Raw genomic sequence first — 20888 nt, 5'->3', positions numbered from 1 at the left:
CCGGCCCGATGAACGTGACCATGCTGCTGGACATGGCCGCCGACGGGTTCGGCGACCGTATCGTGACCGGACGGAGCGAGGGCGGACTGAGCCCGGTGCGACTGCGCGAGCTCGCCGCCGGCGGGGCGCGGGCCGTCCGGGAGGCGGGCGCCGACGCGATCGTGTACCTCGCGGTGAACGGACCGGCCTTCCCGGTCGCGCTGTTCGCCGCGGCCCTGGCCGGGGTACCGCTGGTACCGGTGAACTACCGGCTGGGCGCCGGACAGCTCGACGCGCTGCTGGCCAACCACCCCCGCGCCCTGGGCATCGCGGCCCCCGAGCAGTCCGAGGCGCTGCGCGGTGCCGGCCTGCCGGTGCTGAGCCCGGAGCGGTGGCTGGAGACCGCGGCGGCCACCGGTCACGGCACCGACGGTCCGGTCGGGCCCGACGCTCCGGCAGAGTCCGAGGCCCCGGCCGTCGTGATCTACACCAGTGGGACCACGTCGGCGCCCAAGGGCGTGGTCCTGCGCCATCACCACCTCGTGTCCTATGTGTTCGGCACGGTGGAGTTCGCCGGCGCGGGGCCCGACGAGACGGCGTTGGTGAGTGTGCCGCCGTACCACATCGCCGCCGTGTCGAACGTGCTGAGCAACCTCTACGCGGGACGCCGCACCCTCACTCTCGAACAGTTCACCCCGCAGGGGTGGCTCGACCTCGTACGCGAGGAGCGCGTCACGAACGCGATGGTGGTGCCGACGATGCTCGCCCGGATCATGGACACCGACGGACTCGACCGCACGGTGCCCTCGCTGCGCGCACTCGCCTACGGCGGGGCGAGGATGCCGGTGCGGGTGATCGGGACCGCGCTCGGCGAGTGGCCGCACGTCGACTTCGTGAACGCCTACGGACTGACGGAGACCTCGTCCACGATCTCCGTACTCGGCCCGGCGGAACACCGGGCGGCCGTCGCGAGCGGCGATCCAGCGGTACGGGCCAGGCTCGGCTCGGCCGGACTGCCCGTGCCCGGTGTCGAACTGGAGATCCGCGACGACGCCGGCGCCCCGGTGGGCGCGGGCGGGGCCGGGCAGATCTGGGTGCGGGGCGAGCAGGTCTCGGGTGAGTACGCGGGGCAGGGCTCCGCGACCGACGAGCGGGGCTTCTTCCCCACGCGCGACCGGGGCCGTCTCGACCACGACGGATACCTCTTCGTCGAAGGCAGGATCGACGACACCATCATCCGCGGCGCGGAGAACATCGCCCCCGCGGAGATCGAGGACGTCCTGCTGCGGCACCCCGCCGTGCTCGACGCCGTCGTCGTCGGTGTCCCGGACGAGGAGTGGGGTCAGCGCATCGAAGCGGTAGTGGTGCCCCGCGACGGTTCACGGGTCGCCGCCGGAGAACTGCGTACGGCGGTGCGTGACGCGCTGCGCGGGTCCAGGACCCCCGACCGCATCACATACTGGCCCGAACTGCCCCGCACCCCCACCGGCAAGCTGATACGCCGGAACATCGTCGCCGCCCTGAGCGGCGAGGACCGTCCGGCCGTCGGGTGAACGTCTCGTCGAGAAGGGCAGGTCGACCAGGGTGAGCACTGTCATCAGCGATCCGGAGCCGGTACGGGAACTGATCGCGCGTACCGCGGTCGCCGTCCGCCGCTGGGCCCCCGGCGCCGTGGTGGAGGGAATCGAACCGCTGACCGGCGGCACCTCCAGCCTGACCTACGTGGCCGCGCTGTCAGGGACTCCGGCCGGGCACGAGCGTGTCGTCCTCAAGGTGACCCCGCCCGGCCTGGCGCCGGTGCGCAACCGGGACGTACTGCGGCAGGCGCGGATCATGGCGGCCCTGGCGGACCGGCCGGGCGTACGCGTGCCGAAAGTCCTCTTCCACGACGAGGGGGCTCCACCGGGAGTCCCGCCGTTCGTGGCCATGGAGCTGGTGCCGGGGGAGTGCGTGGAGCCGGTGCTCGTGCCACGGGGCACGGTGCCGGCCGGGCAGGTACGTGCCCGCGCCCTGGACGCGGCCCGGATGCTCGCCGCACTGCACCGGGTGGATCCGTTGCGCACCGCCGCGGGGACCGAGCCCGTGGTCTCCCTCAGCGACGAGATCGACCGCTGGACGCGCGCGTTCACCACTGTCCCCGACGACCTGCGCACGGGATGCGAAAGGGTCGCGGAACGGCTGCACGCCACGGTGCCGCCCGCCATGCAACCGGTGTTCACCCACGGCGACTACCGGCTCGGCAACACGCTGTGCGAAACGGACGCGGTCAACGCGGTCATCGACTGGGAGATCTGGGCGCTCGGCGATCCCAGGGTCGACGTGACCTGGTTGACCTTCTTCACCGACGAGGCCCGGCATCCCGCGTCCGTCTCACCCGAACCGACCGGGATGCCGGGCAACGCGGAGCTGCTCGACGCCTACCAGGAGGCGCGAGGTGATCCGCTGCGCGACCTGCCGTGGTTCGAGGCGCTGACGAAGTACAAGGAGTCCGCCGCGACGGCGCTGCTCATCAAACGTGCCAGGAGGAGCGGCCACGTGAAGGACATGCACCGGCGCATGCTGCCCGCGCTGCCGGTGCTGCTGGACGAGGCACTGGATCTTCTGGGCTGACCCGCCGGCGCTGTCGTAGTGCACTGCGGGACGTCGGCCGGGTGCCGCCGAGGACAGCCGTACCGGACTCGCAGGCCGGTGACCGGACCTCTGGTCGCCGGCGACCCCGCGCGTGCGCGGGGCGGAGGCGAGGCTTCAGCCGGTCCCGCCCTCGGGGGCGGCGGACGGCCGGTAGGACGCGGCCAGCAGGCCGGACGCGGCACACGTTCCTGCCACCGCCACGCCCACGGGCCACCAGCCACCGGAGAGATCGAGCCCGAGCATGTTGTCCACCGACCACGCGCCGGGTCCGACGGAGGCGACGCCGACCGCCACGAGACCGATGAGCAGTACGTACTCGTAGCCGCCCTTGAAGACGAAGTAGCCCTTGCCCCGGTGATCGGTGAGGGCCGCCACGAGCATCAGGCTCACGTACGCCGCGCAGGCCGGGCCGGTCAGGAGGCCGAGAGCGAGGAGAGCTCCGGCGGCGATCTCCGTGGCGGCGGCGAGCCGCGCGTGCACCCACGCCGGTCGCAGGCCGAGCGAGGCGAACCAGGCGGTGGTGCCGCCGAGGCCGCCTGGCCCGAAGACCTTGTTCGCCCCGTGGACGACCAGCATGGGCCCGAGGGCCAAACGGATCACCAGCATGCCTGCGTCATGGGTCATGGCCGCCTCCTACTCCTCGTCGAGCCCTCCGGGGCACGTGATCGTACGCGGACACGGGACACGTCGCGGGCGGACGGCACACCCATGTGATGATCACCCTGCCGCCGGGCACCGGCTCGGTTCGCGGCAGCCGGGGCGCCGGTGTGCCCCGGTGGGTGGCGCCGGCGGCGGGGGACGGTCCGAGGCTCGGCCGGGGGCGGCTCAGGCGTCCTCGATGACCTGCACCGGGGCCAGCTTCCTGGATTTGTCGAAGTGCACGACGTCGGCCAGCGTGCCACCCAGGATGGCCGCGCGGTCCTCGTCGGAAACCCCCTCGAAGTTCTCGGCGATGCAGTCGGCGCTGCTGCGGAAGGTGCCCTCCGCGTGGGGATAGTCGTTGCCCCACATGACCGTCGACAGGCCGGTGATGTGACGGGCCTTGACGGCCGTCGGGTCGTCCGCGAACTGCACGTGGATCTGCCGTTGGACGTACTCGGTGGGCTTGAGCGGGTAGGGCCACTTGTCGTTGATGGCGAACAGCCGTCCCATGGAGGGCTGTTCCGTCGGCGGGCGGTTGTCGTCCCAGAAGCCGAGCCACCAGTCGGGGTCCTGGCCGGTGCCGGTCTTCCAGGACTTGTCCATGTAGCCCATGAAGGACACCAGCCAGCCGGCGGTGTACTCGATCAGGTTGAAGTGGAGGCTGGGGAAGCGTTCGCACACGCCGCCGCCGACGAGGCTGGCAATGATGCCCTGCGGGCCGGCCACGGCCGACCCGACCGCGCTGCCCATGGTCCGGCCGGCGACCATGTCGTCGGTCAGGTTGCCTTTGCCCATGTTCATGGCCGACATCAGGCCCCGGACGGTCACCGCCGTCTCGGACACGGTCTCCCTGACCTTCACCCCGCCGGTGGCCACATGGATGAACACGGGCATACCGTGCGCCTGCGCGGCCGCCCAGACCGGGTCGTACTCCCGCGCGTAGTACGGCAGCGGCGGGATCTCCGGGAGGAGGATCGCGCCAAGGCCCAGCCGCGCGCACCGTTCGATCTCCGCGACGGCCTCGGGGACGTCGGTGAGCGGGATCGCGGCCGTCGGGCGCAGCCGGTCCTTGTAGGGGAGATACCGCTCGACGAGATAGTTGTTCCACACGCGGGCGTGTGCCATGGAGAGTTCGTGGTCGTCGGTGAACAGAACGAACAGGGAGAGGTTCGGGAACATCACCGAGGCATCGACGCCGTCGAGGTCCATGTCCCGGATGATGTGGTCCGGCTCGCCGTCCGGGGTCTCCCCGCCGAGCTGCCGGTACTTGGAGATGGTCCAGCCGTCGAACCCGATCGTGTGCAGTTTCTTGAACTCGGTGTGCCCGCCCTCCACGATCGGCTCGTCGAGAGTGAACTCCTCTTCCCAGAGGGCCCGTTCGCGAAGGTGCTGGGGGAGTCGCGTTTTGAACAGATCGACGGGCTCGATGATGTGTGAGTCGCCCGACACGACGAATTCCTTGAACACAGGCCGTACCTCTCTCCGAACGTCGTTGTTCGCTCCGGAACCGATACCGGGGGGGCATGTCGCCTGGCACCACAATATAAGTACCGACCGGTCGTTCTATTATTAGGTGTACCCTTCTCTGTATCCTGCGTCAAGAGATCGAACACGTCCCCGGGTCTCGTCACCCGAGCGGTGGGACGGGCCGTCCGCCCACCAGCGTGAGGCGGACCGTCTCCCCGGAAAGCGTGCCGAGAGCCTCGCGCAGAGGCACATGAAGCAGGCAGAGGTCGGCGGGGGATCCCGCCGACACCCTGCGGGCGCGCCCCGGGCGCCCTGGATCCCCGAGGAAGAGATCCAGGGCCGCCCTGCGGCCGATCGCCTCCCCGTCGTCGCGCCCGACCGCCGCCCGTATCACCGCCCACGGGTCGGCCGTTCCGTACGGCGCGTCCGTCCCGGCGGCGACCGGGATACCCGCCTCCGCGAGAGTCCGGCAGCGATACAGATGCGGCCGGTCGTCGGCGTCGGTGTCCGAGGCGTAGGCGGCGGCTCTCTCCACGGGAAAGTGTGGCTGTGTCACGACCGTGAGCCCCAGCCGCCCGATCCACGGGATCGTCTCGGCCGGGATCACCGACCCGTGCTCGATCCGGTCTCCCGCGACGGATCCCGCCTCGTCCAGGGCGAGCAGCGTCACCAGCAACTGCACCCGGGTCACACAGTGCACGGCGACCGGCCGCGGCCGTACGGCGGCCACCGAGACCGCGAGGTCGGCGGGCGTCGGCAAGGTCATGTCGTCTAGCAGCACCTTTACCGGCGGGTCGACCCCCATCACGACGAGGCGTTGCGGCAGCGCAGACAGCAGCCGAGTGAGACCGGGTTCCGGACGTGGGTCGGCGTTGGTGAATCCGGTGACTCCCCACGCCGCCGCCCGCCGCCCCAGCCGCTCCAGGTCCAGCCGCACCGGTGGGACGTACCCTCTCAGCCGCTCGTCCTCCCGCCAGAACCGCCCGTCGCCGTCCGTGCCGAGCCCGGCCGCACGCAGCGCCGCGCTGTTCCACACCCACAGCTCCCCGCTGCGGTGCTGCACCCGGACCGGCCGGTCGGGCGCGTATCCGTCCAGCACCCACCGGTCGAGTGCCCCGGCGACACTCTCGTGGTACCCGACGGCCCGCACCCACTTGCCCGGCGCCCCGCCCCTCAGCGCCGCCACGAACCCGTCCCGGCCGGACACGTCCCCGGGACCGACCCGCACCGACGCGGCCTGGGCGGCGAGCGCCGCGAGGTGGATGTGGTGGTCGTGCAGGCCCGGGAGCAGCACCCCGCCCCGCCCGTCGATCTCGTCGACGCCCTGCGGGGCCGGCTCGCCCCGCCCCGCCGGACGTTTCCCGATCTCGACGACGCGCCCGTCCGTGACGAGGACGTCCACCCGTCCGCGGCCCTCGATCTCGACGTTCCTGATCAGCATGGGCGAGGCCGCTCACCGGCGGTTCCCCGCACGCCGGAATCCACGAGCGCCGCGGCGCAACCGGCCATGGACACGCACAGCAACTCCCCTCCGCCCCGGGCGAGGGAGCGTGCCGCGGCGTGGGCGGCGAAGACCCCGGTGACGGGATCGGCGAGCGCGTCACCCAGGAAGACGGGGTCTCCGTCGGCGCCGAGGCCGGTCAGCCCGGCGGCCACCGCCGCGTCGTCCCCGAAGGCGATGCGGTCGTCGTCGCGGCCGTACCCGGTGATGCCGACCCACACCCGGCCGGGGCGGGCGGCGAGGAACCGCTCGGCGTGGACGCCGAGCCGGCGCAGGGCCCGCGGCCGTGACGCCTCGATCACCACGTCGGCCCCGGCGACGACCTCGGCGAGCGCGCCGGAGGAGAAGTCCAGGGTGAGACTCTCGTGCCCGTCGTGCAGCCAGCGGTAGAAGCCGGGCGATCCGAAACGGGCACCGTCGGGCCTGGTCGTGCTCTCGACCTTGACCACATCGGCTCCCGCCAGCCCCAGCAGCCGGGCGCACAAGGGTCCCGCCCACAGGGCGGACAGGTCGACGACACGCGACGCACCCGGGCCGCGGCCGTACGGCTGCCCCGGGCGCCGGGCTCCCGGGCGCCGGACGCGGACAGGTGGACGGCTCCGCCGGGCCGGTCCGAGCGCGGCCGCCGCGATGCCGAGCAACTGCGCGTTCCGGGCGACCTCGGCCCCCGTGGCCCGCCGCACCGCATCGGACAGCTCCGTTTCCGGTGAGCCCAGCAGCGCGACCAGGGCGGGCACGGCGGCCGTGTCGTCCGGCCGGGCCAGGTTGACCGCCGCCCAGCCGTCGGCCGTACGCAGGAGGCGGCAGGAACCACCGGCCGACGTCTGTCCGGGGAGGGAACGGCCGGCCAGCTCCGCGCGCAGGAACAGGAGGGTGGGCAGGTCGACCGGTACCCCGGTGAGGCGGGTGAAGTCCCGGGCCACGTCGGCGAGCGGGGCGAGGAACGGCTCCACGGATTCCGCCCACTGATCTCGAACAGCACTCATGGGCATGTAGACGCCCCTTTCCGTGGGGGCGGCCCCACGTGACAATCTGGTGGTCATGCAGCCGCCCTTCCACCTGGTCGATCTGGACCGTGCAGTACCGCCGGACACGGACACGGGGGAGCCCGGGGGCCGCGTGCTCGTGGGGGTGGCGGCACAACCCGTCGAGCCGCCGCGGGACTTCGACATCCTGCTCACCGCCGCCCCGCACCCGCCCCGGCCGTGGGTGGCCTGCGCGGACCCGCACGCCACCGCCCGCGGTCTGGCGGACGCCGTCACGGCCCAGCCCGCGGCTGCCGTCGCCCTCGTGCAGGTGCTCCGCATGGGAGCCCGGCTCACCGGACCCGACCGGCTGGTCCTCGAATCCCTCGCCTACTCGACGCTCCAGGGCGGCGCCGGCTTCCGTGCGTGGCTGGCGTCGGCCCGCCGGCGTCCCGCGCGTCCGGCTGCCGTACCCGTGCGGCTGACCCGGGACGGCGCGCGGCTGACCGCGACACTGGACCGGCCCGGGGTGCGCAACGCCTTCGACGCCGCGACCCGGGACGCCCTGTGCGAGGCGCTGCACGTCGCCCTGGCCGACCCGTCGATCACCCGGCTCGACCTGCGCGGCAACGGCCCCGCATTCTGCAGCGGGGGTGACCTCGCCGAGTTCGGTACGTCCCGCGACCCCGCACAGGCCCACCTGATACGTGTCGGACGCAGCCCGGCCGCCCTCCTCCAGCGGTGCGCCCACAAGGTGACCGCCCATCTGCACGGCGCCTGCGTCGGCGCCGGCATCGAACTGGCCGCGTTCGCCGGCCGCGTCCTCGCCGCGCCGGACACCGTGATCCGGCTGCCCGAGGTCGGGATGGGCCTGATCCCGGGCGCGGGCGGCACGGCGAGCCTTCCGGTCCGCATCGGCAGGGAGCGGACCGCCTATCTCGCCCTGTCCGGCGTCGGGTTGCCGGCGGGGGATGCGTTCGCGTGGGGTCTCGTCGACGAGATCACGAGCCCGGTCGTCCCGTCGCAGGTCACGGATCACGGTTAGCACACCCACCATTCGCCGGCACAGGCCGCTGTCGGCCGGCACGGCTCACCATCCGCTAGTACAGCCCGCCGTCGACCCGGATCAGCGCCCCCGTGGTGTAACTCGAGGCGTCACTGGCCAGGTACAACGCCGTGCTGACGATCTCCTCCGGCTCCCCGGGCCGGCCGGCCGCGCTGCGGGTGCTCTCCCGTTTCTCCTGTGGCCAGGACCTGGAGATGTCGGTGAGGAACGGTCCCGCCGAGATGGTGTTGACCCGCACCGCCGGGCCGTACTCCAGGGCGAAGACGGTCGTCAGCACGTTCAGCGCCGCCTTGGCACCCGCGTACGGACCGAACCTGGGCTGCGGCATCAACGCCCCCGAGGAGGAGACATTGATGATCGAACCCCCGTCGGCGTCCGCCATCCTCTGCCCGACCAGCGAGGCCAGCCGGAACGGACCCTTGAAGTTGACCCCGATCACCTTGTCGAACAGCTCCTCGCTCGTCTCCGCCGACGACGGTGCCAGAGGAGACATGCCGGCGTTGTTGACCAGGACGTCGACCTTGCCGAACTCGTCGTACGCGGCGTCGGTGAGCCGGGCCAGGTCGTCCCAGTGGCCGACGTGGGCGGCGACCGGCAGGGCACGCCGGCCGAGGCCGCGGACCTCCGCGGCCGCCGTCTCGCACACCTCGGCCTTGCGGCTGGCGATCACCACGTCGGCGCCGGCGGTGGCGAAGGCGCGCACCATCTCCAGTCCCAGGCCGCGGCTGCCGCCGGTGACGAGGGCGACCTTGCCGGACAGGTCGAACAGGTCCGTCGCCGCGAGGGAGGACTTCGTGGGCCGGCCGGTCATGCCTGCACCCGGCCCGTGAGACCGTCGTCGCCGATGATGTGCGCGTACCGCTTGCGGGCGGCCTCCAGCTTCGGCGGGATGTGCTCGCTGGGGAACAGTCCCTTTGCCGGGCGGTACTTCTTCAGCACCTGCTGGGCGATGGTGGTGCGGTGCACCTCGGTCGGGCCGTCCGCGAGGGCGAGGTTCGGGGCGGCCATCCACCATTTCGCGAGCGGGAGTTCGTTGGTGGTGCCGAGAGAGCCGTGCAGGTGCAACGACCGCTGGATGATGTCGTGCAGCACCTTGGCGGTCGCGACCTTGCACATGGCGATCTGGGTGCGGGCGGCACCGTGCGGCTGGGTGTCGATGGTCCAGGCGGTGTGCAGCACGAGCAGTCGGAACTGCTGCAACTCCAGCCAGGAGTCCGCGATGAACTGCTGCACCGCCTGTTTCTCGGCCAGTTGCGTGCCCTGCGTACGCCGCGAGAGCGCCCGCTCGCACATCATGTCGAAGGCACGGGCGCACTTGCCCACCGTGCGCATGGCATGGTGCACGCGACCGCCCCCGAGACGGGCCTGAGCGACCTTGAAGCCCTCGCCGGGGCTCCCGAGCATGGCGTCGAGCGGCACCCGGACCTGGTGGTAGCGGATGTAGGCGTGAATGCCCTCCTCCAGCGAGTCGCGCTCGTCCATCGTGCCGACGTTGCGCTTGATCTCGATGCCGGGAGTCTCGGCCGGCACGACGAACATCGACATACGAGCGTGCGGGGGCGCGTCCGGGTCGGTGACGGCCATGACGATGAGGAACGACGCGTACCGGCCGTTGGAGGAGAACCACTTCTCCCCGTCGATCACCCAGTGGTCGCCGTCACGCCGGGCGCCGCACACGAACTCCTTCGGGTCGGCACCCGCCTGCGGCTCGGTCATCGAGAAGGTGGAGACGATGTCGCCGTCGAGCAGCGGCTGCAGATAGCGTGCCTTCTGCTCGTCGGTGCCGAACATCGCGAGGATCTCCGCGTTGCCGGAGTCCGGCGCCGCGGTGCCGAACACCGTCGGTGCCCAGTAGGACCGGCCGAGGATCTCGTTGAGCAGCGCGAGCCTCACCTGTCCGTACCCGGGACCACCGAGTTCGGGACCGAGGTGACAGGCCCACAGCCCCTGCGCCCGGACCCGTTCCCGCAACGGGCCGAGGATGGCGCGGGCCTTCTCGTTGAGGGTGTCGTAGGGGTCGCCGCCGTGCGGGAAGAGGAGGTCGAGCGGCTCGACCTCCTCTTCGACGAAGGCCGCCGCCCAGTCGAGCTTGGCCTGGAACTCGGGGTCGACCGTGAAGTCGAGCATCGCTCCTCCGGGAGTCGTCTGCGTGACGTCGCACATACCGCTGCCCGAGCGGCGAGCTGTCCGGGCCCGACGATCGCGCATCCGCGGCCTCGCTCGACGGTCCAGTCCCACTGAGCGGGCTCGTCGGCCCGTCCTCGGCACGACGCGGTCAGGCTGGAGAGGCGGTGCCTTCGACGAATCGACGCCAGGAGGAGCAGGTCCATGCGGAACCCGATGGAGGGCGTGCGCGTTCTCGAGGTCGCTCAGTTCACTTTCGTCCCGGCGGCGGGAGCCGTGCTCGCCGACTGGGGAGCCGAGGTGATCAAGATCGAGCATGCCGAACGGGGCGACGCGCAAAGGGGGTTGGTCCAGGTGCTCGGCTATGAAGCCGCCAGTGCGGGATCGTCCTTCTTCCCGATCATGGAGGGGCCCAACCGGGGGAAGCGCAGTGTCGGCCTGGCGCTGGAGAAGCCGTCCGCGCGCAAGGTGCTCGAAGAACTGATCCGCAGAAGCGACGTGTTCCTCACCAACTTCCTGCCCGGTGCGCGGACGAAACTGCGCATCGACGTCGAGGACGTGCGGGCGGTCAACCCGGACATCATCTACGTACGGGGCAGCGGCTTCGGAACCCGGGGAGCCGAGGCGGACAAGGGCGGCTACGACAGCACCGCCTTCTGGGCGCGCGGCGGGAGCGCCGCCGGGGTCACCACACCCGGCGCCGACCGCATGACGCGGATGCCGGCCGGCGCCTACGGCGACTCGATGGGCGGCATCACGATCGCCGGGGGCATAGCCGCCGCCCTCTACTCGCGCGCGACGACCGGACAACCCTCCGTCGTGGACGTCTCGTTGCTCGGTGTCGGCGCCTGGGCCACCCAGTTCTCGGTCAATCTCGCGCTGATGACCGGCGGCCCGCTCCCCGTGAAGGCCCCACCGCGGCACGGCTCCGCCACCAACCCCCTCATCGGCGCGTACCTCACCTCGGACGGACGGTGGATCGAGCTGTCGATGCTGCAACCCGGCCGCTACTGGGCGGACTTCTGCAAGCTGGCCGGACGCGAGGAGCTGGCCGTCGACGAGCGGTTCGACAGCACCGAGAAGCTGATGGCCAACGCGCGCGAGGCGGCCGGGATCGTCGCCGACATCATCGCGGGCCGCCCCTTCGCGGAGTGGGTGGAGATCCTCTCCCGCGGGGACGGGCCCTGGGCGGCGGTACAGAACGCGTGGGAGGTGGGCCAGGACCCCTCGCTGCGGGCCGACGGCCTCATCGCACCGGTCGTGGACGCCGACGGGGTGGAGCGTGAACTGGTCGCCAGTCCGGTCCAGTTCGACGAAGCCCCGGCCACGTTGACCCGTGCGCCGCAGTTCGCGGAACACACGGACGAGGTCCTGCTGTCGCTCGGCATCACCGAGGAGGAGCTCCTCGTACTCAAGATCGACGGGGCGGTCAGCTGAGGCCCGTTTGAGGCCCGTTCCGACCGAGGCCGCGGTGCGCGGCCCGCCTCGCCCCGGCACAACGAAGAGAGGACCCGTGATGAGTACGACCCTCGAACCCGACGGAACCCACGAAGGTGTGCCCGCGTACCACTTCGACAACCGTCTCGGCGGCCCGATCCTCAGTCACCAGCACCGCTGGGACGAGATGGCCCGTGCCCACTCCGGCTTCCGGAGCACCATGGCGCGCGGCTACTGGGTCGTCACCGACGGCGCGGCCGTACAGGAGGCGCTGCAGGACTGGCGGACCTTCTCCAACACGTCGGTGACGGCCCTCGAACCCAACCCCCGGTTCCTGTGGATCCCCGAGATGCTGGACCCGCCCCTGCACACCAAGTGGCGGCGCCTGCTCGGCAAGGACTTCTCGCCGAACGCCGTCGCGGCACGGGAGACGGAGGTCCGGCAGGTCGCGGCGGACATGATCGACCGGTTGAAGGACAGCGGTGGCGCCGACGTCCTCGACGAGTTCGCGCGCCGTTTCCCCACCCTGATCTTCATGCGTCTCATGGGCCTGCCCGAGGACGACCTGGCCATGTTCCTGGCGTGGGTGCACGACCTCCTGCACCTCGCCCACGGCGAGGACCCCGAGGGCGCCCGGCAGATGGCCGCCATGAACGCCGTGTCGGACTACTTCGAGGAGCAGATCGCACTGCGCCGGGAGACACCGCGGGACGACCTGCTGTCGCGTGCCATGACGTGGCGGATCGACGGCGAGCTGATCGACGACCGGGACATGCACGCCTTCTGCATCCTGATGTTCCAGGCCGGCTTCGACACGGTCCCCATCTCGATCGGCTGGGCCCTGTACCACTTCGCCACGCACCCGGAGCTGCGGGCGGCGATCGTCGCCGACCCCTCGCTCATCGCGACCAGTGTGGAGGAGACCCTGCGCGTCTACTCGTTCGTCGTGCCGGCCCGCAAGGCGACCAAGGACGTGCGGATCGGCGGCTGCCCGGTCAGGGCGGGCGAGATGGTGATGCTTCCGCTCGCGGTCACCAACCGTGACCCCGAGCGGTTCGAGAACCCGCTGGAGGTGGACCCGCGCCGGGAGACCACCAACCACATCGCGTTCGGCTCCGGCCCCCACCGCTGCCTGGGCTCGCACCTCGCACGTCTCGAACTGAACGTGGCCGTCGAGGAGTGGCACAAACGGATCCCCGACTACCGGCTCGTGCCGGGGCAGGACCTGGAACAGCACGGGAACATGTACGGCATCAAGTCCCTGCGGCTCGCGTGGTGAGCGGGCCGCATGCCGTGACGCATCCCCTGAGAGCCACGGACCTGTACCACACCGGCATCGTGGTGCCGGACCTGGAGGCGTCGAAGTTTGCGATGACCGGGATCGCGGGGTACCGGTGGACCGGGACGATGTCCGCCGAGCTGCCGGTCCGGCTGGCCGAGGGCGAGCGGGTGCTCCGGATGCGCTACGCGTTCTCCCTCGACGCCCCGTACATAGAGCTCGTACAGGAGATTCCCGGGACTCCGTGGGCGGCGGAACCGCAGTCGGCGCCGCATCACCTCGGCTACTTCTGCGACGACGTCCCGGAGACGGCCGAGCGGCTCCGGAAGGCGGGGTTCGCGCTGGAGGCCTGTGCGGTGGTCGACGGAGCCCCGGCGATCTTCGCCTATCTGCTGGACCCCTCGGGCGTGCGGATCGAGATCGTCGATCGAGCCCGGGTGCCGGACTTCTCCGCCTACCTGCGGGACAGAACGCCGCGCTGAAGACCCGGACGTGGAGGAACCAGGTGGCACCCATACTCACCGAGGAACAGGACGAACTACGGGCGACGCTGCGTCGTTTCCTGGCGGACAAGTCACCGAGTGCCGCGGTGCGCCGCTGGATGGAGCCGGCGCAGGGTCACGATCCGGCGGTGTGGCGGCAGATGGCCGGCCAACTCGGGCTCCAGGGCCTTGGGGTACCGGAGGAGTACGGAGGCTCCGGTGACGGCCTCGTCGAACTCTGCATCGTGCTGGATGAGTTGGGGAGGTCTCTCACGCCATCGCCGTACTTCGCGACGGTGGCCCTCGCCGGCCGGGCCCTCGCCGTCTCCGGCGACGACAGGGCGAAGGAGCGCTGGCTGCCCGCGATCGCCGACGGCTCACTGACCGCCACCCTGGCGCTGGCCGAGGTGGCCGGATCATGGCGGCCGACGGACGTCGAGGCTGTGGCGGGGAAGCGGGACGGCGGAGGCTGGACGGTGTCCGGCACCAAGATGTTCGTGGTCGACGGTCACACCGCCGACCTGCTTCTCGTCGTGGCGCGCGCCGACACCGGGCCGGGACTGTTCGCCGTGGACGGTACCGCGACCGGGGTGTCCCGCAGGCGGCTCGACGCGCTGGACCCGACACGGCGGCTGGCACGGATCGACCTCGACGGCGCCCCGGCGCTGCGGGTCGGGCCCGAAGGCGACGCCTCGGCGTACCTGCGTACCGTGGTCGACCTCGCCGTGGTGGCGCTGGCCGCCGAGCAGGTGGGCGGGGCACAGGCATGCCTGGACATGGCGGTGCAATACGCGAAGGTGCGGGTGCAGTTCGGCCGGCCGATCGGATCCTTCCAGGCGATCAAGCACAAGTGCGCGGACATGCTGCTGGAGGTCGAGGGAGCGCGCTCGGCGGCGTACCACGCCGCGTCCGTGGCGGCACGGGACCCGGCCGCGCTGTCGGTGCCGGCCGCGCTGGCCGCCGCCTACTGCTCCGACGCCTTCAGTCACGCGGCCGAGGAGAACATCCAGATCCACGGCGGCATCGGCTACACGTGGGAGCACGACGCGCACCTGTACCTGAAGCGGGCGAAGTCGAGTGAGCAGTTGTTCGGAGGTCCGGTGGAGCACCGCGCCCGGCTGGCAGATCTGGTCGGGATCTGACAGGCGATCTTGCTAATTAAGTATACTTAAATAAGGTCAATGTCGCCCGACGGCCCACGTTGAGACCAATAGAGTGCACTCTGTCTCTAGGTGATGCGGTGTGTCGCCCTGGCCTCCTGAAAGGCTGATCACGTGGGAATTCGCGACCGACTGTTCCGGTTGCTGGCCGAGGCGCCCGTCGACGCCGAGGCGATCGAGCACGACGGCGCCTGGTGGACCTGGGGGCAGGTGCAGGAGACCGCGAGGAACGTGACCCACGCGCTCGACACCGCGGGACCGGGTGCCGGGGCCCGCGTCGGTGTCGTACTGGAGAACCGGCCCGAGCATGTCGCGGTGGTCGCCGCGGTCCTGGCCTCCGGGCGCTGCCTGGTGATGCTCAGCCCGCTCCAGCCCGCGGCACGGCTCGCGGCCGACGTCACCCGCTGCGCACCGCCCGTCGTGGTGCTGGGGGCCGAACCCCCGGCGTCCGAGGCGGTGCTGGCCGCGGTGACCGCGCACGGGGCGGCCCTGCGACTGGACGCCGACGGCGCGGTACGCCACACCGGCGGCGCGGCACCCGTCGACCCCGCCGCCCGTACCGGTGTCGCCGTGGAGATGCTCACCTCCGGTACGACCGGCCCACCCAAGCGGGTCCACCTGCGCGACGAGCAGCTGGACCAGGCGCTCGTCTCCGGTGGACAGACGCCGAAGGGCGGCAGGCTGCTGTCGGGTTCGGCGTCGCTCGTGGCCACCCCGCTCGTGCACATCGGCGGACTGTGGAGGGCGCTGGGCTGCCTCGCCACCGGGCGGCGCATGCTCCTGCTCCCGAGATTCGCCGTCGAACCGTGGGCCGACGCCGTGGAACGGCACGCGTTACGGGCGGCGAGCCTGGTGCCCGCGGCGATCCGCGCCGTGCTCGACGCCGACGTACCCCGGGAGCGGCTGGCGAGTCTTCAGGCGGTCACCTCCGGTACGGCGCCCTGCCCGGCGGAGCTCGCCGACGCGTTCTTCCGGAAGTACGGCATCCCGGTCCTGATGACCTACGGCGCCACGGAGTTCGCCGGCGCGGTCGCCGGCTGGACGCTCCCACTGCACGAGAGGTGGTGGGAGCGGAAGGCGGGCAGTGCCGGACGTGCCCTTCCCGGCGTCGAACTGCGGGTGACCGGCGACGACGGCACCGAGCTTCCGCCCGGCCGGACCGGGCGCCTGGAGGTCCGCACCGAACAGAGCACGCAGGGCGGCCGGACCTGGGTGCGTACCAGTGACCGGGCCCGGATCGACGCCGACCGTTTCGTATGGATCGCGGGACGCGCCGACGACGCCATCATCCGCGGTGGCTTCAAGGTGCAGCCGGAGACGGTCGAGCGGGTGCTGGAGACCCACCCGGCGGTGCGGGAGGCGGCGGTGGCCGGGCTGCCGGACGTGCGACTCGGGGCGGTGCCGGTGGCGGCGGTCGAGACCGAACCGGGGCGGCCGTCCCCGGCGGTCGCCGAACTCGTCGCGCTGTGCCGCGGACAGCTCATGCCGTACGAGGTGCCCGCGCACATCGTCGTCGTCGACGCACTGCCGCGTACGCCGTCGAGCAAGGTGAGCCGGGTGGAGCTGCTGGACATCGTGCGCGCCCGGCTCGCGCATCCCACGACGGCCTGACGGTCCGAGCGTTCGAGTGTTCCAGGAGGAGCTGCGATGACGGGCACCGGTACGGAGACGGGCACGGGCCGGGAGGGCAACACCGGGACGGGAGGCTCCGACGGATTCGGCGTACTGACCGACGAGGCGATCGAGCGCTCCCGGCGCCGCCTGGGCATCCCGGTCCCCCAGCGCAACCCGCCGCACAACTACGAGGTGACCCGGGACGGCACACGCCACTTCGCGTTCGGCTACGGCGACGACAACCCCCTCTACTGCGATCCGGAGTACGGGAAGAAGACCAGGTGGGGCTCCCTTCTCGCGCCGCCCACCTTCCTTTACACCATGGGGGAGGACGCCGCCCCGCAGCCCGACCCGCAGACGAAGGCGCTGCTGAGGGGCGACCCCTTCGCTGGGCTGGGCTCCTACCAGGCGGTGATGGAGTTCGAGTGGTGGCGACCGCTGCGACTGGGCGACCGCTGCCGGGTGCTGGAGACCCAGGTGGGTGTGCGTCCGAGGCGCAGCAGTTTCGGCGGACGCTCCGCCCACGTCGTCCGCGACTACCTGTACGCCGACGGGCACGGTGAACCGCACGCCCTGCGGCGGGGCACCTGGATCAACGCCGAGCGGCACACCTCGAAGGAGCGGGCCAAGGAGCGCCTCGTACAGGAGCCCTACACGGCGGACCAGCTCCACGTGATCGACGCGGCGTACGCGGCCGAGACGAGGCGCGGCGCCGAGCCCCGCCACTGGGAGGACGTCGAGATCGGTGAGGAGTTGCAGCCGCGGGTGAAGGGGCCGCTGACCACCACGGACGTGGTCGTCTGGCATCTCGGCTGGGGCATGCAGCTCACCCCGCCCGGCGTGTTCGGCATCGCCGCGCGGATCCGCCGCAAGGCCCCGGGCCTCTACCCGCCGAACCCGCTCAACATCCCCGACACCGTTCAGCGCCTGCACTGGGAGCCCGAGCGGGCCCGTGAGCTCGGCCTGCCGAACCCCTACGACTACGGGGGCATGCGCGAGACCTGGCTGTGTCATCTGCTCACCGACTGGATGGGCGACGACGGCTGGCTGTGGCAACTGCGCTGCGAGCACCGCAGGTTCAACTACCTCGGCGACACCACCTGGGTGCGCGGCACGGTCGTCGACAAGCGGTGGACGGACGGGCGCGGCGAGGTGCACGTCGAGGTGCGCTGCGAGAACCAGCGGGGCGAGGTCACGACCCCCGGCACGGCCGTCGTGCTCCTGCCGACCCGCGACCGCCCCGTGGAACCACCGGCGCCGCCCGCCTCGGACCTGGAGGGCATGGTCGCCCACGAACTGGCCCGGTTCGCCGTGACCGGTCAGCGTGAACAACACCGTCAACGCCGATAACACCGGCAACACCCAAGGAGGCAACGTGTCGGACGAGGTGCTGGTGGAGCGCCGCGGTGCGGTCCAGGTCATCACGATCAACCGCCCGTCGGTCAAGAACGCGCTCGACGCCCGGGTGGCCGCCGGGGTGGCCGCCGCCGTGGACGAACTCGACGAGTCGGGCGGACTGCGCGTCGGTGTGCTCACCGGCGCGGGCGGTACCTTCTCCGCCGGGATGGACCTGAAGGCGTGGCTGAAAGGCGAGACACCCGCCATCGAGGGCCGCGGACTGTGCGGGATCAGCGTGACCCCGCCCCGCAAGCCGCTCATCGCCGCGGTCGAGGGCTGGGCCCTGGCCGGCGGATTCGAACTGCTGCTGGCCTGTGACCTCGTCGTCGCGGCCCGTACGGCCCGGCTGGGAGTGCCGGAGGTCAAGCGGTCGCTGGTCGCGCGGGCCGGCGCGGCGCTGCATCTGCCGCGCAGGATCCCGTTCGCCGTCGCGCTGGAACTGCTCCTCACCGGTGAGCCGATCGACGCCGTACGTGCGGCCGAGGTGGGCCTGGTCAACCGGCTCACCGGGGAGGGAGGCGCGTTGGACGGCGCTCTGGAACTCGCCGGGACGATCGCGGCGAACGGGCCGCTCGCCGTCGCGGCCACCAAGCAGATCGCCCGCGCCACCGCCGACTGGACGCTGGAGGAGGGGTGGGCCAGGCAGGTCGAGATCTCCGCGCCGGTGTTCGCCTCGCAGGACGCGCGGGAGGGGGCCGCGGCGTTCGCCGAGAAGCGGCCGCCGGTGTGGAAGGGACGATGACGGCGGCAGGCCCGCTGGCAGGCTGCCGGGTGGTCGAACTCGGCGGGATCGGCCCCGGACCGTTCGCCGGTATGTTCCTCGCCGACCTGGGGGCCGAAGTCGTCCGCGTGGACCGGCCCGGACGCGCGGACGAACCGGGCGCGGGCGGACCGGCCGACGTACTCAACCGGGGCAAGCGATCGGTGGTGCTGGACCTGAAACACCCGTCCGCGCCCGCCGCCCTCCTCGACCTCGTCGAGCGCGCCGACGTGCTGATCGAGGGATTCCGCCCAGGTGTCACCGAGCGGCTGGGCGTCGGCCCGCACGCCTGCCTGGCCCGCAACCCCCGCCTGGTGTACGGCCGGATGACCGGCTGGGGCCAGGACGGCCCCCTCGCCGCGGCGGCCGGGCACGACCTCACCTACATCGCCCTCACCGGTGCGCTCGGCGCGATCGGGGAGGCGGGCGGTCCGCCGCGGATCCCGCTCAACCTCGTGGGCGACTTCGGGGGCGGTGGCTGCTACCTCGTCATCGGCGTACTGGCCGCGCTGCACGCCGCCGGGCGTACGGGCCGGGGACAGGTCGTCGACGCGGCCATCGTCGACGGGACCGCCCATCTGCTCGCCAGCACCTTTGCCAAGCTCGGGCGCGGCGAGTGGACCGACGAACGGGGCGTCAACCGGTTCGACGGCGGATGGCCCTTCTACGCCGTGTACGGGACCCGGGACGGCGGGCATGTGGCGGTGGGCGCGTTGGAGCCGAAGTTCTACCGGCGGCTGGTCGAGCTGCTCGGTCTCGACGCCGACCCGGACCTGCAGCACGACCGGTCCACCTGGCCGGAACTGCGCCGCCGCCTCACGAACAGGTTCGCGGAGCGCACCCGGGACGAGTGGGCGGCGCTGTTCGAGGGGACCGACGCCTGTGTCGCGCCCGTCCTGAGCCTCACTGAGGCGGCCGCCCACCCGCATGTGGCCGCTCGCGGCAGCCTGGTCACTCGGGACGGCGTCGTACGGCCCGCCGCCGCCCCCCGCTTCTCGGCCACGCCGTCGAACGCAGGCACCACCGCACCCGCCGTCGGCGCCGACACCCGCGCCGTGTTCCGGGACTGGGAGGTGGGCGGCATCGACGACCTGGTCGACAGCGGCGCCGCCGTACAGAGCCTGCAAGCGGCCTTGGACGACGCTGATCCGGCCTTGCGGAGCAACGGTCCGGCCGTGCGGGACCCCGGCCCGGCTGTCCAGAGCGACAACCCGAACGAAAGGATCCGTTCATGAGGGACGCCGTCATCGTCGACGCCGTACGCACCCCCATCGGCAAGCGGAACGGCTCGCTGTCCACGGTGCACGCGGCGGATCTGTCGGCCCGGGTGCTCACCGCACTGGTGGAGCGCACCGGCGTGGACCCCGCGACCGTGGACGACGTGATGTGGGGGTGCGTGACCCAGATCGGCGACCAGTCGAGCAACATCGGCCGGTTCGCCGTACTCGCCGCCGGCTGGCCCGAACACGTGCCCGGGGTGACGATCAACCGGGCGTGCGGATCCAGCCAGCAGGCGGTGGACTCCGCCGCGCACGCAGTCATGGCGGGCCAGTACGACCTCGTTGTCGCCGGTGGCGTGGAGACGATGAGCAGGGTCCCGCTCGGCTCGCACCGGGTCACGGGCATGCCGTACGGTCCCGCTGTCCTCGAACGCTACGACGGCATCGAGTTCAGCCAGGGTCTCGGCGCCGAACTCATCGCGCGACGCTGGGGACTGAGCCGACATCAACTGGACGAGTTCGCGTCCGCCTCGCATGCCAAGGCCGCCACCGCCATCGACGACGGCGTCTTCGAGGACCACATCGTGCCGGTCGAGGCCTACGGCACGAAGTTCGCCGTCGACGAGGGGCTGAGGCGGGGCACGTCGGCCGGGACGCTGGCCGGTCTCAAGCCGTCGTTCAAGGAGGACGGCGTGATCCACGCCGGGAACTCCTCCCAGATCTCGGACGGCGCGGCCGCCCTGCTCATCACCACCCCGGAACGCGCCCGCGAACTGGGTTTGACCCCTCTCGCGCGCTACCACAGCGGCGCGGTGAGCGGCGCGGACCCGGTCATGATGCTCACCGGCCCGATCCCGGCGACCGCGAAGGTCCTGCGCCGGGCCGGGCTCTCCGTCGACGACATCGGCGTGTTCGAGGTCAACGAGGCGTTCGCGCCCGTTCCGTTGGCATGGCTGGCGGAGACCGGCGCCGACCCCGAGCGGCTGAACCCGCTGGGCGGCGCCATCGCGGTCGGCCATCCGCTCGGCGGCTCCGGAGCGATCCTGCTGACCCGACTGCTCGCGCAGATGCGGCGCCGCGACCTCCGCTACGGTCTGCAGACCATGTGCGAGGGCGGCGGCACGGCGAACGCGACTGTCATAGAGCTCGTGGGCTGAGGAACG

18 protein-coding genes are annotated in these 20888 nt (G+C 71.8%); 12 read left to right on the top strand and 6 right to left on the bottom strand.

Annotated elements, in window-relative coordinates:
- The first annotated feature begins 8 nt into the window (after positions 1-8).
- Both ACFYQA_RS24080 and ACFYQA_RS24075 read left to right on the top strand, forming a co-directional pair.
- Positions 9-1532 carry a class I adenylate-forming enzyme family protein gene (locus ACFYQA_RS24080; RefSeq protein WP_388921394.1) on the top strand — a complete coding sequence of 508 codons (1524 nt, stop codon included), beginning with the start codon at positions 9-11 and terminating at the stop codon, positions 1530-1532.
- A 31-nt stretch (positions 1533-1563) separates the two neighbouring features.
- Positions 1564-2589 (top strand): phosphotransferase family protein, encoded by a 1026-nt coding sequence (locus ACFYQA_RS24075; protein WP_388921391.1) that lies wholly within the window; start codon positions 1564-1566, stop codon positions 2587-2589.
- Positions 2590-2724: 135 nt separating this feature from the next.
- Here the strand turns inward: ACFYQA_RS24075 and ACFYQA_RS24070 are convergent, their stop codons facing one another.
- The 4 genes from ACFYQA_RS24070 to ACFYQA_RS24055 all read right to left on the bottom strand — a co-directional run bounded on the left by ACFYQA_RS24070 (position 2725) and on the right by ACFYQA_RS24055 (position 7206).
- On the bottom strand, positions 2725-3234 hold the full coding sequence (locus tag ACFYQA_RS24070; protein WP_388921388.1) for a DoxX family protein: 510 nt from the start codon (positions 3232-3234) through the stop codon (positions 2725-2727).
- Positions 3235-3435: 201 nt separating this feature from the next.
- Entirely contained in the window at positions 3436-4701 is a 1266-nt protein-coding gene (locus tag ACFYQA_RS24065) for an amidohydrolase family protein (RefSeq protein ID WP_388921385.1), read from the bottom strand.
- A gap of 178 nt (positions 4702-4879) precedes the next feature.
- Positions 4880-6160, bottom strand: a complete 1281-nt coding sequence (locus tag ACFYQA_RS24060; RefSeq protein ID WP_388921382.1) for an amidohydrolase family protein — start codon at positions 6158-6160, stop codon at positions 4880-4882.
- A complete protein-coding gene (locus tag ACFYQA_RS24055; RefSeq protein WP_388921379.1) occupies positions 6154-7206 on the bottom strand; it encodes a CoA transferase in 1053 nt (350 codons plus the stop codon). Before ACFYQA_RS24055 ends, ACFYQA_RS24060 begins: the two co-directional genes overlap by 7 nt.
- A 55-nt stretch (positions 7207-7261) precedes the next feature.
- Between ACFYQA_RS24055 and ACFYQA_RS24050 the strand changes: the two genes are divergently transcribed.
- Entirely contained in the window at positions 7262-8230 is a 969-nt protein-coding gene (locus ACFYQA_RS24050) for an enoyl-CoA hydratase/isomerase family protein (protein ID WP_388921376.1), read from the top strand.
- 55 nt (positions 8231-8285) lie between these two features.
- Here ACFYQA_RS24050 and ACFYQA_RS24045 read toward each other — a convergent pair whose 3' ends face one another.
- Together ACFYQA_RS24045 and ACFYQA_RS24040 are read right to left on the bottom strand one after the other, a co-directional pair.
- Complete coding sequence (locus ACFYQA_RS24045; RefSeq protein ID WP_388921373.1) at positions 8286-9062, bottom strand: SDR family NAD(P)-dependent oxidoreductase; 777 nt, start codon at positions 9060-9062, stop codon at positions 8286-8288.
- Positions 9059-10378, bottom strand: coding sequence for an acyl-CoA dehydrogenase family protein (locus tag ACFYQA_RS24040; protein WP_388921369.1), 1320 nt, complete (start codon positions 10376-10378; stop codon positions 9059-9061). Before ACFYQA_RS24040 ends, ACFYQA_RS24045 begins: the two co-directional genes overlap by 4 nt.
- A gap of 201 nt (positions 10379-10579) precedes the next feature.
- On the opposite strand from ACFYQA_RS24040, the gene ACFYQA_RS24035 reads away from it, so the two are divergent.
- The 9 genes from ACFYQA_RS24035 to ACFYQA_RS23995 all read left to right on the top strand — a co-directional run bounded on the left by ACFYQA_RS24035 (position 10580) and on the right by ACFYQA_RS23995 (position 20882).
- Positions 10580-11812: a CaiB/BaiF CoA transferase family protein gene (locus tag ACFYQA_RS24035; RefSeq protein ID WP_388921366.1), complete on the top strand. Its 1233-nt coding sequence runs from the start codon at positions 10580-10582 to the stop codon at positions 11810-11812.
- 79 nt (positions 11813-11891) lie between these two features.
- The gene (locus ACFYQA_RS24030; protein WP_388921363.1) at positions 11892-13091 is read left to right on the top strand and encodes a cytochrome P450; all 1200 of its coding nucleotides are present in this window, start codon (positions 11892-11894) and stop codon (positions 13089-13091) included.
- 14 nt (positions 13092-13105) lie between these two features.
- Positions 13106-13573, top strand: a complete 468-nt coding sequence (locus tag ACFYQA_RS24025; RefSeq protein ID WP_388921360.1) for a VOC family protein — start codon at positions 13106-13108, stop codon at positions 13571-13573.
- Between the two features lie 23 nt (positions 13574-13596).
- Positions 13597-14715, top strand: coding sequence for an acyl-CoA dehydrogenase family protein (locus tag ACFYQA_RS24020; protein WP_388921357.1), 1119 nt, complete (start codon positions 13597-13599; stop codon positions 14713-14715).
- A 132-nt stretch (positions 14716-14847) separates the two neighbouring features.
- On the top strand, positions 14848-16344 hold the full coding sequence (locus ACFYQA_RS24015) for a class I adenylate-forming enzyme family protein (RefSeq protein WP_388921354.1): 1497 nt from the start codon (positions 14848-14850) through the stop codon (positions 16342-16344).
- Positions 16345-16380: 36 nt separating this feature from the next.
- Entirely contained in the window at positions 16381-17697 is a 1317-nt protein-coding gene (locus ACFYQA_RS24010; protein ID WP_388921352.1) for a MaoC family dehydratase N-terminal domain-containing protein, read from the top strand.
- Positions 17698-17722: 25 nt separating this feature from the next.
- Positions 17723-18487, top strand: coding sequence for a crotonase/enoyl-CoA hydratase family protein (locus tag ACFYQA_RS24005; protein ID WP_388921349.1), 765 nt, complete (start codon positions 17723-17725; stop codon positions 18485-18487).
- Positions 18484-19740: a CaiB/BaiF CoA transferase family protein gene (locus ACFYQA_RS24000; protein WP_388921346.1), complete on the top strand. Its 1257-nt coding sequence runs from the start codon at positions 18484-18486 to the stop codon at positions 19738-19740. The genes ACFYQA_RS24005 and ACFYQA_RS24000 overlap by 4 nt, the downstream gene beginning before the upstream one ends.
- The gene (locus ACFYQA_RS23995; RefSeq protein WP_388921343.1) at positions 19737-20882 is read left to right on the top strand and encodes a thiolase family protein; all 1146 of its coding nucleotides are present in this window, start codon (positions 19737-19739) and stop codon (positions 20880-20882) included. Before ACFYQA_RS24000 ends, ACFYQA_RS23995 begins: the two co-directional genes overlap by 4 nt.
- The last annotated feature ends 6 nt before the right edge of the window (positions 20883-20888 follow it).

This window comes from Streptomyces sp. NPDC005774 (assembly GCF_042871645.1).
In the GTDB taxonomy this organism is placed as follows: Bacteria; Actinomycetota; Actinomycetes; order Streptomycetales; family Streptomycetaceae; genus Streptomyces; species Streptomyces pratens.
This window is presented reverse-complemented; position numbering and strand designations above follow the sequence as displayed.

Bases quoted from the DNA above. Each gene is read 5' to 3' on its own strand.
- ACFYQA_RS24080 (WP_388921394.1), top strand. From the start codon at position 9: ATGAACGTGACCATGCTGCTGGACATGGCCGCCGACGGGTTCGGCGAC.
- ACFYQA_RS24070 (WP_388921388.1), bottom strand. From the start codon at position 3,234: ATGACCCATGACGCAGGCATGCTGGTGATCCGTTTGGCCCTCGGGCCC.
- ACFYQA_RS24060 (WP_388921382.1), bottom strand. From the start codon at position 6,160: ATGCTGATCAGGAACGTCGAGATCGAGGGCCGCGGACGGGTGGACGTC.
- ACFYQA_RS24055 (WP_388921379.1), bottom strand. From the start codon at position 7,206: ATGAGTGCTGTTCGAGATCAGTGGGCGGAATCCGTGGAGCCGTTCCTC.
- ACFYQA_RS24050 (WP_388921376.1), top strand. From the start codon at position 7,262: ATGCAGCCGCCCTTCCACCTGGTCGATCTGGACCGTGCAGTACCGCCG.
- ACFYQA_RS24045 (WP_388921373.1), bottom strand. From the start codon at position 9,062: ATGACCGGCCGGCCCACGAAGTCCTCCCTCGCGGCGACGGACCTGTTC.
- ACFYQA_RS24040 (WP_388921369.1), bottom strand. From the start codon at position 10,378: ATGCTCGACTTCACGGTCGACCCCGAGTTCCAGGCCAAGCTCGACTGG.
- ACFYQA_RS24035 (WP_388921366.1), top strand. From the start codon at position 10,580: ATGCGGAACCCGATGGAGGGCGTGCGCGTTCTCGAGGTCGCTCAGTTC.
- ACFYQA_RS24030 (WP_388921363.1), top strand. From the start codon at position 11,892: ATGAGTACGACCCTCGAACCCGACGGAACCCACGAAGGTGTGCCCGCG.
- ACFYQA_RS24010 (WP_388921352.1), top strand. From the start codon at position 16,381: ATGACGGGCACCGGTACGGAGACGGGCACGGGCCGGGAGGGCAACACC.
- ACFYQA_RS24000 (WP_388921346.1), top strand. From the start codon at position 18,484: ATGACGGCGGCAGGCCCGCTGGCAGGCTGCCGGGTGGTCGAACTCGGC.
- ACFYQA_RS23995 (WP_388921343.1), top strand. From the start codon at position 19,737: ATGAGGGACGCCGTCATCGTCGACGCCGTACGCACCCCCATCGGCAAG.